Source organism: Jatrophihabitans sp. YIM 134969 (assembly GCF_054456675.1).
This window is the reverse complement of record NZ_JBTJEQ010000008.1, coordinates 1-13,382: the sequence shown is the minus strand read 5'-3', so window position 1 is coordinate 13,382 and position 13,382 is coordinate 1. Positions and strand designations below refer to the sequence as shown.

Sequence of the window (13,382 nt, the reverse complement as noted above, 5' to 3'; positions counted from 1 at the left end):
GGACACCTCGGGGAGGGACGGTTCGTCCCCCCACGTGTCCCCTCCGAGGTGGGCGGGGCCACAGTCCGCGGATCCGGGACGCGTTCGCGGCTGTTCAAGGTTGAAGTTCCGTGTCCCTGCGTCAGGTCCAGCACCCCGTCCGTGCGAGGGGTGTCCGGGCGACCGCCGCGGCAGCGGACGAGATCCGCCTGCGGCCCCTCTGGCAGGAGGCGCTGTTCCTGGTGACGTTGCTGGTCCTCTACCGGATCGGTCGGCTGTTCGGCGACATGGACGCGACGCGGGGGTTGCGTGCGGGCGCGTCGGTGCTGGACCTCGAAGCCGCCCTGCACCTGCCCAGCGAGCGCTCGGTGCAGGCGCTGGCGCTGCACGTACCCGACCTGGTCCGGGCCGTGAACGTCTACTACGCCGTCATGCACTTCACGGTGGTGGTGCTCTCGCTGCTGTGGCTGCACCACTGGCGTCCGGCGGGCTACCTGCTGTTGCGGCGCACCCTGGTCGCGGCCACCGCGGCGGGCCTCGCGGTGCAGCTGCTCGCGCCCGTCGCGCCGCCGCGGATGCAGCCCGGGTTCGTCGACACCGGCCGGCTGCTGGGCCCGAGCGTCTACGGCGCTCCCGCCGACGACCACCTCACCAACCAGTTCGCCGCCATGCCGAGCCTGCACGTCGGGTGGGCGCTCGCCGTGGCGCTGGTGCTGGTCGCCGTCCTGCACAGTCGGTGGCGGTGGCTCGCGGTGGTGCACCCGGTGGTGACGCTCGCGGTGGTCGTCGTCACCGGCAACCACTACTGGCTCGACGCCGTGGTCGGCAGCCTGCTGGTCGTGCTCGCCTTCGGCTGCGCGCGGCACCGTGGCGCGGGCCAGGTCGCCGAGCGTCGAGCGTTGGCGTCCCTACCCTCGGGTGGGTGACCGACGCGCTGACGCCCGAGCAGCTGGCCTTCCTGCAGGGGCTGTTCGACCACGCCCGCGACGGCCGGACGGCGGAGCTGGTGCAGGCCGTCGAGGCCGGGGTCCCGCCCAACCTGACCAACAGCGCCGGCGACACGCTGCTGATCCTGGCCGCCTACCACGGGCACCCGGACGTCGTGGAGGCCTTGCTGGCACACGGCGCCGACACCGAGCGGGTCAACGACCGGGCCCAGACCGCGCTCGGTGCGGCGGTGTTCAAGCAGGACGCCCGCAGCGTGCGGGCGTTGCTCGCCGCGGGCGCCGATCCCGACGGCGGTGGCCGCACCGCCCGCGAGATCGCCGCGTTCTTCGAGCTCCCCGCGATGACCGCCCTGCTGGAGGGCGGAACGAGTTGATGGCAAAGCGGTTCTCCAGCTGTGTTTCTGTCGTTGAGGGGCCCTCGTTCACGACAGGAACGTCTTGATCAACTGGGCAGGTGGCGGGTCAGAGCACCTCGTTGGCGTTCGGCACGCAGTGCGTCAGCGACAGGCCGGTGACGTCGCGGGAGCCGTTCTTGCCGAGGTTGGCCGCCCGCTCGAGTTCGGCGTCGGTGAGCGTCTGGGTCTGCAGTGGCGGGAGGCCCCGGACGTCGTCGGCGGAGATGCCGAGCCCGTCACCGACGCGGCGGCCGAGCTCGTCCTCGGCCATGAACAGGTGCCAGACCATCCGCTCCTGGATCGGCCGGTCGCACTGGCCGAGCAGACCGGTCAGGTTCGTGACCAGGTCGTCCTGCTCCCACGGCTGCGACAGCAGGAACCGCTGCCCGGCCTGCGTGTAGTCGTCGGTGCGCGGGATGCGCTTGCGGGTCAGCCGGCCCTCGATGACCGGTCCCTGCTCGTCGGGTCGGGCGGCGGTCGCCTCGCGCAAGCCGCCGCGGATCGACGGCTCGTAGTTGACGTGCGGGTTCTCGCCGCCGGTGTCGACGACGTACGTCATCTGGCCGTCGCGCTGGTTGGTGGCGACGCGGGCGTTCTTCGGCGAGTTCACCGGTAGCTGCAGGTAGTTCGGGCCGACGCGGTAGCGCTGGGTGTCGCTGTAGCTGAAGGTGCGGCCGACCAGCATCTTGTCGTCGCTGAAGTCCAGGCCGTCGACCAGCACGCCGGTACCGAACGCGATCTGCTCGGACTCGGCGAAGAAGTTCGCCGGCGCCCGGTCGAGCACCATGCGACCGACCGGCTTGACCGGGAAGTCGTTCTCGGGCCAGGTCTTGGTGTCGTCGAGCGGGTCGAAGTCGAGCTCCGGGTGGTCGTGGTCGTCCATCATCTGGACCTGCAGCTCCCACTCGGGGTACTCGCCGCGCTCGATCGCCGCGTAGAGGTCCTTCGTGTGGTGCCCGAGGTCGGCCGCCTGCAGCTCCGCCGCCTGCTCGGCGGTGAGGCTCTTGACGCCGAGCTTCGGGATCCAGTGGTACTTCACCAGCTTGGTCTCGCCCTCGGCGTTCACCCACTTGTAGGTGTTGACCCCGAAGCCCTGCATGGTGCGGTACGACGACGGCAGCCCGCGCGGGCCGAACACCATCGTCACCATGTGCATCGATTCAGGGGTCTGGCTGATGAAGTCGAAGACCCGGTTGGCCGGCTGGCGGTCGAAGTCGACCGGGTCCGGCTTCTGCGAGTGGATGAGGTCGGGGAACTTGACGGCGTCGCGGATGAAGAACACCGCGAGGTTGTTGCCAACCAGGTCCCAGTTGCCGTCCTCGGTGTAGATCTTCACCGCGAACCCGCGAGGGTCTCGCGCCAGCTCGGAGGAGTCGCGACCGCCTGCGACGGTGGAGAACCGGAGCGCGACGTCGCTGCGCTTGCCCTTCTCGCTGAACAGCTTGGCCCGGGTGTAGCGGGCGATCGGCTCGTCGCCCCAGGTGCCGTAGGCCTCGAAGTACCCGAACGCCGTGGCACCGCGGGCGTGCACCACGCGCTCCGGGATCCGCTCCCGGTCGAAGTGACTGATCTTCTCGAGGAACTGGTAGTTCTCGAGGGTGGCGGGGCCGCGGGCACCGACCGTGCGTTGGTTCTGGTTGTCGTGGACAGGGTGGCCCTGGCGGTTGGTGAGGACCGGGCGGTCGTCGTCGGCGGAGCTGGACTGGTGTGCGACGTCGGTCACGTCGTCTCCCTGTGATCGGGGTGGGGAGCGTCGTGGCTGAGCTCGTGTCCAGGGTGCCCGCGTGCGACCACCCTCCTCACCAGGCGGGCAGGATGTCCGCATGAAGTACGACGAGGGCAGCAACATCGACCTGTCCGGGGTCCAGGACCGGCGCGGGGGCGGAGGCGGACGCGGCCTCGCCATCGGCGGCGGCGGGGTGGGGATCGTGGGCGTGCTCATCTACGTCCTCGTCACCGCCCTCGGCGGATCGGGCGGCGACTCGAGGGCCATCACCTCGGTACTCGGCCAGCTCGGCAACGGTCAGACGGCCGACAACTCCGAGCTCGCCGCCGAGTGCCGCACCGGAGCGGACGCGAACTCCAACCGCGACTGCGCCGTCGTCGCCGACATCGACTCGATCCAGGACTACTGGCGGGGTGAGTTGCCCAAGCTCGGCACCGACTACGTCGACGTCCCGACGATCTTCTTCAGCGGTGCGACCTCGACCGCGTGCGGTCAGGCCGACAGCGGCGTGGGGCCCTTCTACTGCCCGGGCGACCAGCGCGTGTACATCGACCTCTCGTTCTACGACGAGCTGAAGACGACGTTCGGTGCCGAGGGCGGGTTGTTCGTCGACGCCTACGTCATCGCCCACGAGTACGGCCACCACGTGCAGGACCTGCTCGGCACCAACGCGCAGGTCGAACCCGGCGAGAGCGGCCCGACTTCGGGTTCGGTGCGGCTGGAGCTGCAGGCCGACTGCTACGCCGGCGTCTGGGCGAAGAACGCCACGACCACCCCCACCGACAGCGGCCGTCCGCTTATCACCGAGATCACCCAGGACGACATCGATCGCGCCCTCGACGCCGCCTCGCGGATCGGTGACGACTACATCCAGACCCAGGTCAGCGGGGGCACCAACAACCCCGGCGCGTACACCCACGGCACCTCGGCGCAGCGCGACCGCTGGTTCTCGACCGGCTACGCGTCGGGCGATCCCGCCAGCTGCGACACGTTCCGCACGTCCCAGCTCTGAGGCCGCCCCGGAAGTTGATCACGACGTTCCTGTCGCTCCGGCGGACCGGATCACGACAGGAACGTCGTGATCAACTCGAGGAGGGGTCGGTCAGAACGTGCTGGTGTCGATGACGAAGCGGTAGCGGACGTCGCTGCCGACGACCCGGTCGTAGGCCTCGTCGATCTGGTCGCCCGAGATGACCTCGACCGTGGCGCCGAGGTGGTGCTCGGCGCAGAAGTCGAGCATCTCCTGGGTCTCGGCGATGCCGCCGATCGCCGAACCCGTCCAGCTGCGACGCATCGGGATGAGCGCGAAGGCCGGGACCTCGAGCGGCTCCGGCGGGGCGCCGACGTTGACCAGCGTGCCGTCGAGCCGCAGCAGGCCGAGGTAGTCGCCCATGGGCAGCTGCGCCGAGACGGTGTTGACGATGAGGTCGAAGCTGCCGGCCAGCTCCTCGAACGCCTTCCCGTCGCGGGTGGCGACGTAGTGGTCCGCACCGAACGCGAGACCGTCGTCCTTCTTGGAGTCGGTCTGCGAGAGCACGGTCACCTCGGCGCCGAGCGCGTGCGCGATCTTGACGCCCATGTGGCCGAGGCCGCCGAGGCCGACGATCGCGACCTTCTTGCCCGGACCCGCACCCCAGTGCTTGAGCGGCGAGTACAGCGTGATGCCGGCGCAGAGCAGCGGCGCGGCCTCGGACAGCTCGATGCCCTCGGGGATGTTCAGGGTGAAGTTCTCGTCGACGACGATGTGGGTGGAGTACCCGCCGTCGGTCGGACGGCCGTCCTTGCCGATGGCGTTGTAGGTGCCGACGTTGCCCTTGAGGCAGTACTGCTCCTGGCCCGCCCGGCAGTTCTCGCACTCGCGGCAGGAGTCGACCATGCAGCCGACACCGGCGCGGTCACCCACGGAGAACTTCGTGACCTCGGAGCCGACCTCCTCGATCACACCGGCGATCTCGTGCCCGGGGACGAGCGGGTACATCGCCTCGCCCCACTCGTCGCGCGCGGTGTGGATGTCGGAGTGGCAGATCCCGGCGTACTTGACGGCGATGAGGACGTCGTGCGGGCCGAGGTCCCGGCGCTCGATGGTGGTCTTCTCGAACGGGGCCTTGGCGGCCGGGGCGGCGTAGGCGGTGACAGAACGCATGGGGAGGTGACTCCTGATGGTGGAAGACGGGTGTTCGAACGTGTTCTACCCGTCCCGATCGGCCGTCCCCCGCGACCAACCTCTCAGTCGGCTGCGGAACCGACCCGCGGCGCCCACCCCGGCCGGGGGATGAGGCAGAACGGGTGTCCGGCGGGATCGGCGTAGACGTGGTCGCCGTCGAGGGGCCGCGCGCCGAGCGCTTCGACCGCGGCCGAGGCGGCCTGGAGGTCGTCCACCATGACGTCCAGGTGGAGCTGCTGGTCACCGTCGTCCGCGGGCCAACGGGGTGGCACGTGGCCGGGCGCGAGCTGGAACCCCAACCCCGAGTGCTGGTCGGACTCGGCCACGACGACGAAATCGGAGCTGCGGTAGGTGATGGCCTGCCCGAGCACCGCTGACCAGAACGTTGCCTCCTGCAACGGATCGGCGCAGTCGACGATCGTGTGGTGGCGACGCCCGATCGGTGTCATCAGGCGGTGGCGTCGGGGTTGTCGTCACGCAGTCGGCTGAACTGCACCAGGTCGCGGAACCGGCCGCCCCGGAACTGCGCGCCGCGCAGGACCCCCTCGCGGGTGAACCCCGCCTTGGCGAGGGCCCGCTGCTCGGCGATGTTCGAGACGTCGGTGCTCGCCTCCAGGCGGTGGACGGCGTAGACGCCGAACAGGTAGTCACCGAGTTCACGTTGCGCCAGCGAGCCGTAGCCCTTGCCGCGCTGGGCGGGGACGAGGGAGATCCCGATGTTGTACGCGACCGGAGTCGGCGGCGGCCCGTACCGGACGGGGTGCCAGCCGACGTCGCCCACGACGTCGCCGTCGAGGTCGACCGCGAGGGTGCCGCCCGAGTCGTCCGTCGACACCAGGCCGCTCTCGGCCCAGGACCGCCTCACGCTGTTGCCGTTGCGGAAACCGAAGAAGTTGTAGGGGTCGTCGCCCCTCTTGTCGGCGTCGAAGTGAACCAACTCGGCCTCGGTGAACATCCGCAACGTGATCACGCGGAGATCCTCCCGCATCACCGTGCGCAGTTCACGCAGGTCGCGACCTCCGGACGGGCCTCCAGGCGCTCGGGCGCGATCGGCTGACCACACACGACGCAGCGGCCGTAGGTGCCCGCCGCGACCCGTTCGAGGGCGGCATCGACGGCGCTGAGGCGCGCCTGCAGTCGGTCACGCGAGGCGGCCGCCTGCTGCCGCTCCCACGCGATCGTCGCGCCCTCGGGGTCGTGCTCGTCGTCGGTGTTGGCGCCGGCCGTCGCCTCGGCCACCGCGCGCAGGTCGGCCTCGGTGGCGGCGATCCGCTCGACCAGATCGGCGCGCAGCGCCTCGAGCTCCGTCACCTGTCCATGGTGCCCGGCGGCGCGACGGCTGAGCGCCTGTCAGCGCACCAGCGCCGCCACGGTGCGGGTCGCCCGGCCCAGGGCGTCGTGGGCGATCGTCAGCAGGTCACCGAGTAGGGCGGCCCGCAGCGGTGCCGACGCCGTCTCGACCGCCTCCCGTGACAGCACGGCGACCAGCACGTCGGTCCGCGCGGTGACGTCCGCGGTCCGGCGCGACGACCCCGTCAGTGCCCCCTCGCCGAACACGTCACCCGCGGTGAGGGTCGCGAGCCGCCGGGCACCGCCGCCGGTGGTGACGACCACCTCCCCTTCCAGCAGGGCGTACACCTCGGAGGCCGCCCCGCCTTCGGCGAACAGCTCCTCGCCCGCCCGGTGACGGCGGTGCGCGACCAGCGCGGCGAACTCCTCGGCCGCTCCCGCCGCAGCCGCCGCCCGGGCCAACCGGTGGTCGGTGAGCTCGACCCCGGCCGGGCGGGGCCGGACCCCGGCCCGGGCCAGGACCTGCTCCTCGCACCACTCGGTGGCCTCGTCGACGTCGCGGAACGTGCGGACGCCGACCGCCGTCGCGGTGACCGGCGCGGCGCCAGCGAGGACGAGGGCCCCGCCCGCGCGGTGGAGGTGACGGGCGAGGACCGCCAGCACGGAGGCCGCGGCCGCGTCGACGGTGGTGGGGCTGACGTCGACCGCGACCCACCGCGCCGATGCCTCGAGCACCGTCCGGCTGATCGCCTCGGCCCCGGCGAAGAGCAGGTCGCCGGCGGTGTCCACCACCCAGGCGGCGTCCGCGTCCGAGGTCAGCGCGGCGCGGGCCGCGCCGTCGCGGAACCGGGTCGACGGGACGTCCGCCACCCGCCGGACCGACCGCACGCTCGCCCGGTTGGTCCGGCCACTGTTGAGGACGTGCAGCCGGAGGTCCGCCGACAGCTGCCGGAAGGTGGCGACCCCGCGCACGCTGTTGCCGACCTCGTCCAACCGCGGCGAGAACACGGCGATGCCCAGCTGACCGGGCAGCACGCCGAGGACGCCCCCGCCGACGCCGCTCTTGGCCGGGATGCCGACGTCGACCAACCACTCGCCCGCGGCGTCGTACATCCCGCAGGTCGTCATCAGCGACAGCACGTGCTCGACCACCCGCGCGTCGAGAACCCGCTCTCCCGTCACCGGCTGGACGCCGCGGGCCGCGAGGGTGGCCGCCATGAGGGCGAGGTCGCGGGTCGTCACCTCGACCGAGCACTGCGCGAAGTAGGTGTCGAGGGCCCGGTCGACACTGCCCTCGAGGGTGCCGACAGCACGCAGCATGTGCGCGATGGCGCGGTTGCGGTGGCCGGTCTCGCGTTCGCCTTCGTACACGTCCGGGTCGACCCGCAACGGTCGACCGGCGCACGCCCCGTACAGGTCGACCAACCGGCCGAGCGGGTCGTCGCCGGTGACGAGTGACGACGCCATGATGGCGCCGGCGTTGATCATCGGGTTCCTCGGCCGCCCGCGCCGGTCGAGGCTCACCTCGTTGAACGCGTCCCCGCTCGGCTCGACCCCGATCCGGGCGCTGACGTGGGCGAGGCCGCGGTCGCCGAGAGCGAGGGCGTAGGTGAAGGGTTTGCTCACCGACTGGATGGTGAACGGCCGCTCTGCGTCGCCGACCGCGTACACCCGCCCGTCGACGGTCGCGACGGCGATGCCGAACGGTTCGGGGTCGGCCGCGGCGAGGGCCGGGATGTAGTCCGCCACGGCGCCGTCGCGCAGCCCGATGAAGCGGGAGTGCAGGCGTCGCAGCAGACGGTCCACGGGGAACTCGGTCGGCGCAGCGGCGGGCACGCGCGGACGGTAGTCAACCGCCGTTGCGTGGGTGTGTCGCAATCCGGCGCATCGGGACGTGTGGGATGCCGTCCTCGACGTACTCCTCACCGGCGACAGTGAATCCGAAGCGGGCGTACCAGCCGGCGAGGTGGCTCTGGGCGTCGAGGACGACGTCGACGTCCGCCGGGGCGGAGTCGAGCACGGCGGTCACCATCCGGGCGGCGAGACCGGCGCCCCGCGCGGAGACGGCGGTGGCGACCCGGCCGATCCGGACGTCGCCGTTCGCGTCGTGCAGCACCCGCAGCGTGCCGACCACCGCCCCCGAGGGATCTGTTGCCCAGTGCAACACGGCGTCGGGTTCGAGGTCGCGGCCGTCGAGCTCGGGGTAGGCGCACTCCTGCTCGACCACGAACACGTCGACCCGCAGCCGCAGCACGGCGTACAACACGGCCGGGTCGAGATCCTCGACCCGGCCGTGGTGGAGTGCGACATCCATGCGGCGAACCTACGACGTCGGAACGGGCTCCGGCTCGGCCGCCGCCACCGGCTTGGCCAGCGACTGCTGCAGGATCTGGGCGACGTCGAGAACGGCGACGTCCTCGCGGGCCTCGCCCTCCTGCTTCTTCGCGGTCACGGCGTCGGAGAGCATCACCATGCAGAACGGGCAGGCGGTGGAGATCAGGTCGGGGTCCAGGCCGAGCGCTTCGTCGGTGCGCTCGACGTTGACCCGCTTGCCGATCTTCTCCTCCATCCAGAACCGCGCGCCACCGGCGCCGCAGCAGAAGCCCCGCTCCTTGCAGCGGTGCATCTCCTCCGAGCGCAGCGCGGGGATCTGGCCCAGCACGTCACGCGGCGGCGTGTAGATTTTGTTGTGACGCCCGAGGTAGCACGGGTCGTGGTAGGTGACCTTCTTGTCGACGGGCTCGACCGGGGTCAGGTGGCCGTCGGCGACCAGCTGCGCGAGCAACTGGGTGTGGTGGATGACCTCGTACTCGCCGCCGTTCTGCGGGTACTCGCGACCGAGCGTGTTGAAGCAGTGCGGGCAGGTCGCGACGATCTTCAGCTTCTTGCCCTCGCCCTGCAGCGAGTTGAGGACCTCGACGTTCTGCATCGCCTGCATCTGGTAGACGAACTCGTTGCCGAGGCGACGAGCCGGGTCGCCGGTGCACGACTCCTCCGAGCCCAGCACCGCGAAGCCGACTCCTGCCGTGTGCAACAGTTCGGCGAACGCGACGGTGACCTTCTTGGCCCGGTCCTCGAGCCCGCCGGCGCACCCGACCCAGTAGAGGTACTCGACGTCGTCGGGGAGCGGCTCGCCCGGGTTGACCTTCGGCACGTCGAACGAGACGTCCTTGAACCAGTCCTCGCGCATGCGCTGTGCGAGGCCCCACGGGTTGCCCTTGCTCTCGATGTTGCGCAGCATCGAGCCCGCCTCGGACGGGAACGAGCTCTCGACCAGCACCTGGTACCGACGCATGTCGGTGATGTGGTCGACGTGCTCGATGTCGACCGGGCACTGCTCGACGCAGGCACCGCAGGTGGTGCACGACCACAGCACGTCGGGGTCGATGACCCCGAGCGAGGCGGCGTCACCCACGAGCGGGCGGTCGAACTGGATCGGATCCGAGCCGGTGTGGCGTCCGAACCCCGACTCCGGCACACCGTGTTGCGCCGACTCGGGGCCGCCCTCGTCGATGCCGGTGATCGCGTTGTCCTTGACCCCGGCCGCGGCCTCGGAGTGCATGTTGCCGAGGATGTACGGCGCCTTGGCGAACAGGTGGTCGCGCAGGTCCATGATCACGAGCTTCGGCGACAACGGCTTGCCGGTGTTCCACGCCGGGCACTGGCTCTGGCACCGCCCGCACTCGGTGCAGGTCGAGAAGTCGAGGTAGCCCTTCCAGGTGAAGTCCTCGATCTTGCCGCGACCGAAGACCTGGTCCTCGGAGAGGTTCTCGACGTCGGCGAAGTCGATGGCCTTGCCCGCGTTGTCGGTGACCGGCAGCAGCGGGCCGAGGCCGTTCGGCTCACGCTTGGTCGCCACGTTGAGCGGCGCCAGCGCGATGTGCAGGTGCTTGGAGTAGACGACGATGATCCCGAAGACCAGCACGACGCCGAGCTGGCTGAGCAGCCCGACGACCTCGAGGACCTCCATGTAGTGGTCCTGGCCGTGGCTCACGCCGCCGAGCACGAGGCCTGCGATCCACGAGGAGAACGCCCACTTGCTCTGCCCGAACGGCAGGGTGCCGGCGTTGAACTGCGCGCCGCGGTACAGGAACAGCGTGAGGATGACGAGCGTGATCATCCCGAGCACGACCCAGGCCGCGCGGGTGTGCGAGCCGTAGAACCGCGAGGCGCGCTGCTTGCGCTCGGGGCTGTTCCGCAGCCGGATGATAGAGAAGGCGATGATGCCGGCGAGCACCAGGACGGCGAACAGGTCCTCGAGGAAGCCCAGCCAGCGGGCCCGGCCGAAGAACCAGATCGCGAAGTCCTTGCGCAGGAACAGCGCGCCGAGGGTCTCGACGATCGTCAGGCCGAGGATCAGGAAGCCCCAGAAGGTCACGAAGTGCGCGACGCCCGGGACCGACCACTTCAGCAGCTTGCGCTGGCCGAAGACCTCGCGGGCCTGGTCACGCAGCCGCTCGCCGAGGTCGTCGGTGCGTCCGAGCGCGGGCTGGCCGCTGCGGACGAGGCGCACCAGCCAGTACACCCGGCGACCGATGATCGCGACCGTCGGGACGATGAGGACGAGCGACAAGATGATGCGCAGCAGCAACGCGACTCCTCGGGCGGGTGGCCGGCAGGCAGAGGCGGACCACCGGACCCTACGCGAAGTTACCGGCGGGTAACTCGCGGTGTGCGGAAAGTGACCAGCCGGTGGGGCGATCCTCGACCCGCGGACTCCGCAGGGAGGGGTGAGAGGGCGACCGGCGCATCCCCCGACGACGCCGGCCGCCCACCACTCGTCAACGAGCGTCTGCCCTTTTGGTCACGTCCTCGACGAAAGATGCGCGGATGACTGTTCCGGCGACGAGCATGTCCAGCCCCGTGCAGGCCCCGGACCGCTTGGCCTAGAAGAGGGTCAGCTGACCTTCGTCACGCCGCCGCGGCAACGGGGCGTGGCGGGCGGGGCGGCCCCAGGAGTGGCCGCCGCCGGATGCGCCGGAGTTCCACGCCCTGGTGACGACCGGCCCCGGCACGTCGACCCGGGCGAGGCACCGCAGGGCCGACGGCAGGGTCGAGGTCAACTGGTGCTCGGTGTAGACGCCCCGGACGTCGTCCTCGGCGAGCGGGAGTCCCGCGGTGAGGGGCACGGCGACGTCGGTCCGCATGCGCATGACGGCCCGGTTGCGCTCCCAGGCCTCACGGGCGCCGGGGGCGGCCAGCCGGGCGGTGGCGCCCTTGCCGATCGCCGCGACCACCGTCGCGGGGTCCTGCTCCAGGGCGTCGAACGCGGCGGCCGCCGACCCGAACGCGCCCAGCAGCTTGGCGGCGGTCTTGGGGCCGATGCCCTGCACGCCCGCCAGGTTGTCGGAGTTGTCGCCACGCAGGGCGGCGAAGTCGCCGTACTGGCCGGCCCGGATGCCGAGCAGCAGGTGCAGCCGGTCGGGGGTGAGCAGCGGCGAGGCCTCGACCCCGCCGTCGATGATCCGGAGCACCGACGTGGTGTCGTCGATGAGCGCGAACGCGTCGCGGTCGGAGCTCACGACGACGGTGCGCGCCCCGGCCGTCCGGGCGCACTCCGCGGTCGAGGCGAGGACGTCGTCGGCCTCCAGCGCGGGCGGGACGACGACGGTGAGCCCGAGCGCGGACAGCACCTCGACCGCGCGCTCGAGCTGGGAGACGAGGGTGTCGAGCTTCTCGCCGCGGGTGCCCTTGTAACCGGGCCACTCCCGCTTGCGCCAGGAGTCGTCCGGGTCGTCGAAGCCGACCACGACGACATCGGGATCGAGCCGCTCGACGGCAGCGACCAGCTGGCCCAGCAGTCCGCGCACGGCCCAGATCGGACGGCCGTCCGGGGTGCGGGTGCCGGTCGCGGCCTGGGCGTGGAAGCTGCGGTGGACGAGGGAGTTGCCGTCGACCGCCATCACCAGCCGGTCGGTGACCACCTCGTCCTGCACCCGTCCAGCATCGCACGTGCGGACGACAGGACGGGTCAGGTGAGGACGCCCCTCGAGACGTCGTAGGAGGTGAACGTGAAGGGGTTGTAGGTGCCGTCGGGCCGCTGGGTCGTCGAGCCCACCGAGAACACCACGCCGTCGACCCGCAGCCGGCGCACGCTGCCGTCGCCGCTGACGCTCCACGACAGGCCGGACAGCTGCGCCGAGGACACGCCCGCGGCGGCGACCACGGCCGGTCGCTCGCCGTTGACCCGGGCGAGGACGTCGATCGAGCGGAACCGCTTGCCCAGGGCGATGTACTTGAACAGCACCGCGGCCGCGGCGTCGTCGGTCATGTCGACCACCAGTTCACCGACGTCCACCTTGCCCACACCGCCGCCGGCGTCGGACATGGGGGCGTCGGCGCCGAAGCTGTAGGTGAGGACGTCGAACGGCTTCGCGACCGCCCGGTTCCCGCGCAGGGGGTTGCTCAGCCGGTCGACCGTCGCGGACCCGGGCACGGGCGTGCCCGCGCTGTCGAGGACGTCGAGGTACAGGCTCAGGGACATCGGTCAGGCCTCCCAGGTCAGGATCGAACCGCCGCCGGGGGCTGGCGCGAGTCGGTAGGCGCCGGACGCGCCGAGGTAGCGGCCGGTGCCGCCGACGACCACGAAGTCACCCCGGCCGGCGAGGTCCACGGTGCCGTGGCCCGCGAGCGTGCCGCCGGGCAGTCGGAGCAGGTGGTGGTGGACGGCCGCGGTGGTGGCGCCGGGACCGCGGGCGGCGAGCACGGTGCCGGAGACGACCAGTTCGCCGACGACGTCCCCGCCGGGCCGGGACTCCCTGCCGGGCGTGGACATGGCGACGACGTGCGCGACCGTCGCGCCGACGGTGCGGCGCCCCCGCGCGGTGCCGGTGGCCGCCGAGGTCGCGGTCGTCAACGCTCGCGGCAGGGCAGGGGTCGCG

General features: G+C 71.4%; 14 protein-coding genes. 3 read left to right on the top strand and 11 right to left on the bottom strand.

Translation table 11 applies throughout. From position 1 onward, the window contains the following. Positions 1-110: 110 nt before the first annotated feature. Together ACXR2U_RS06200 and ACXR2U_RS06195 are read left to right on the top strand one after the other, a co-directional pair. Positions 111-905, top strand: a complete 795-nt coding sequence (locus ACXR2U_RS06200) for a phosphatase PAP2 family protein (protein ID WP_458824076.1) — start codon at positions 111-113, stop codon at positions 903-905. Further along, on the top strand, positions 902-1,300 hold the full coding sequence (locus ACXR2U_RS06195; protein WP_458824075.1) for an ankyrin repeat domain-containing protein: 399 nt from the start codon (positions 902-904) through the stop codon (positions 1,298-1,300). Before ACXR2U_RS06200 ends, ACXR2U_RS06195 begins: the two co-directional genes overlap by 4 nt. A gap of 88 nt (positions 1,301-1,388) precedes the next feature. Here ACXR2U_RS06195 and ACXR2U_RS06190 read toward each other — a convergent pair whose 3' ends face one another. Next, entirely contained in the window at positions 1,389-3,044 is a 1,656-nt protein-coding gene (locus ACXR2U_RS06190) for a catalase (RefSeq protein ID WP_458824074.1), read from the bottom strand. 100 nt (positions 3,045-3,144) lie between these two features. Here ACXR2U_RS06190 and ypfJ point away from each other — a divergent pair, with 100 nt between their 5' ends. Next, on the top strand, positions 3,145-4,059 hold the full coding sequence (gene ypfJ, locus ACXR2U_RS06185; RefSeq protein WP_458824073.1) for a KPN_02809 family neutral zinc metallopeptidase: 915 nt from the start codon (positions 3,145-3,147) through the stop codon (positions 4,057-4,059). 90 nt (positions 4,060-4,149) lie between these two features. Here ypfJ and ACXR2U_RS06180 read toward each other — a convergent pair whose 3' ends face one another. The 10 genes from ACXR2U_RS06180 to ACXR2U_RS06135 form a co-directional block, all read right to left on the bottom strand. Continuing rightward, complete coding sequence (locus ACXR2U_RS06180) at positions 4,150-5,190, bottom strand: NAD(P)-dependent alcohol dehydrogenase (RefSeq protein WP_458824072.1); 1,041 nt, start codon at positions 5,188-5,190, stop codon at positions 4,150-4,152. A gap of 83 nt (positions 5,191-5,273) precedes the next feature. Continuing rightward, positions 5,274-5,660 (bottom strand): VOC family protein, encoded by a 387-nt coding sequence (locus ACXR2U_RS06175; protein WP_458824071.1) that lies wholly within the window; start codon positions 5,658-5,660, stop codon positions 5,274-5,276. Further along, positions 5,660-6,181: a GNAT family N-acetyltransferase gene (locus tag ACXR2U_RS06170; RefSeq protein WP_458824069.1), complete on the bottom strand. Its 522-nt coding sequence runs from the start codon at positions 6,179-6,181 to the stop codon at positions 5,660-5,662. Before ACXR2U_RS06170 ends, ACXR2U_RS06175 begins: the two co-directional genes overlap by 1 nt. A gap of 17 nt (positions 6,182-6,198) precedes the next feature. After that, on the bottom strand, positions 6,199-6,522 hold the full coding sequence (locus ACXR2U_RS06165) for a TraR/DksA family transcriptional regulator (RefSeq protein ID WP_458824068.1): 324 nt from the start codon (positions 6,520-6,522) through the stop codon (positions 6,199-6,201). A 39-nt stretch (positions 6,523-6,561) separates the two neighbouring features. Continuing rightward, on the bottom strand, positions 6,562-8,337 hold the full coding sequence (gene glsA / locus ACXR2U_RS06160; protein WP_458824067.1) for a glutaminase A: 1,776 nt from the start codon (positions 8,335-8,337) through the stop codon (positions 6,562-6,564). Between the two features lie 13 nt (positions 8,338-8,350). Beyond that, the gene (locus ACXR2U_RS06155) at positions 8,351-8,815 is read right to left on the bottom strand and encodes a GNAT family N-acetyltransferase (protein ID WP_458824066.1); all 465 of its coding nucleotides are present in this window, start codon (positions 8,813-8,815) and stop codon (positions 8,351-8,353) included. A 9-nt stretch (positions 8,816-8,824) separates the two neighbouring features. Further along, positions 8,825-11,086: a (Fe-S)-binding protein gene (locus ACXR2U_RS06150; RefSeq protein WP_458824190.1), complete on the bottom strand. Its 2,262-nt coding sequence runs from the start codon at positions 11,084-11,086 to the stop codon at positions 8,825-8,827. A gap of 301 nt (positions 11,087-11,387) precedes the next feature. After that, positions 11,388-12,437 carry a 5'-3' exonuclease gene (locus ACXR2U_RS06145; protein WP_458824065.1) on the bottom strand — a complete coding sequence of 350 codons (1,050 nt, stop codon included), beginning with the start codon at positions 12,435-12,437 and terminating at the stop codon, positions 11,388-11,390. A 35-nt stretch (positions 12,438-12,472) separates the two neighbouring features. Further along, positions 12,473-12,985 carry a hypothetical protein gene (locus tag ACXR2U_RS06140; protein WP_458824064.1) on the bottom strand — a complete coding sequence of 171 codons (513 nt, stop codon included), beginning with the start codon at positions 12,983-12,985 and terminating at the stop codon, positions 12,473-12,475. A 3-nt stretch (positions 12,986-12,988) separates the two neighbouring features. Continuing rightward, positions 12,989-13,382: hypothetical protein (locus ACXR2U_RS06135; RefSeq protein WP_458824063.1), on the bottom strand; the 394-nt coding region annotated here is incomplete at its 5' end.

Excerpts from the sequence above, each read along its gene's own strand:
- ACXR2U_RS06175 (WP_458824071.1), bottom strand. The coding sequence starts at position 5,660 with ATGACACCGATCGGGCGTCGCCACCACACGATCGTCGACTGCGCCGAT.
- ACXR2U_RS06180 (WP_458824072.1), bottom strand. The coding sequence starts at position 5,190 with ATGCGTTCTGTCACCGCCTACGCCGCCCCGGCCGCCAAGGCCCCGTTC.
- ACXR2U_RS06140 (WP_458824064.1), bottom strand. The coding sequence starts at position 12,985 with ATGTCCCTGAGCCTGTACCTCGACGTCCTCGACAGCGCGGGCACGCCC.
- ypfJ (WP_458824073.1), top strand. The coding sequence starts at position 3,145 with ATGAAGTACGACGAGGGCAGCAACATCGACCTGTCCGGGGTCCAGGAC.
- ACXR2U_RS06155 (WP_458824066.1), bottom strand. The coding sequence starts at position 8,815 with ATGGATGTCGCACTCCACCACGGCCGGGTCGAGGATCTCGACCCGGCC.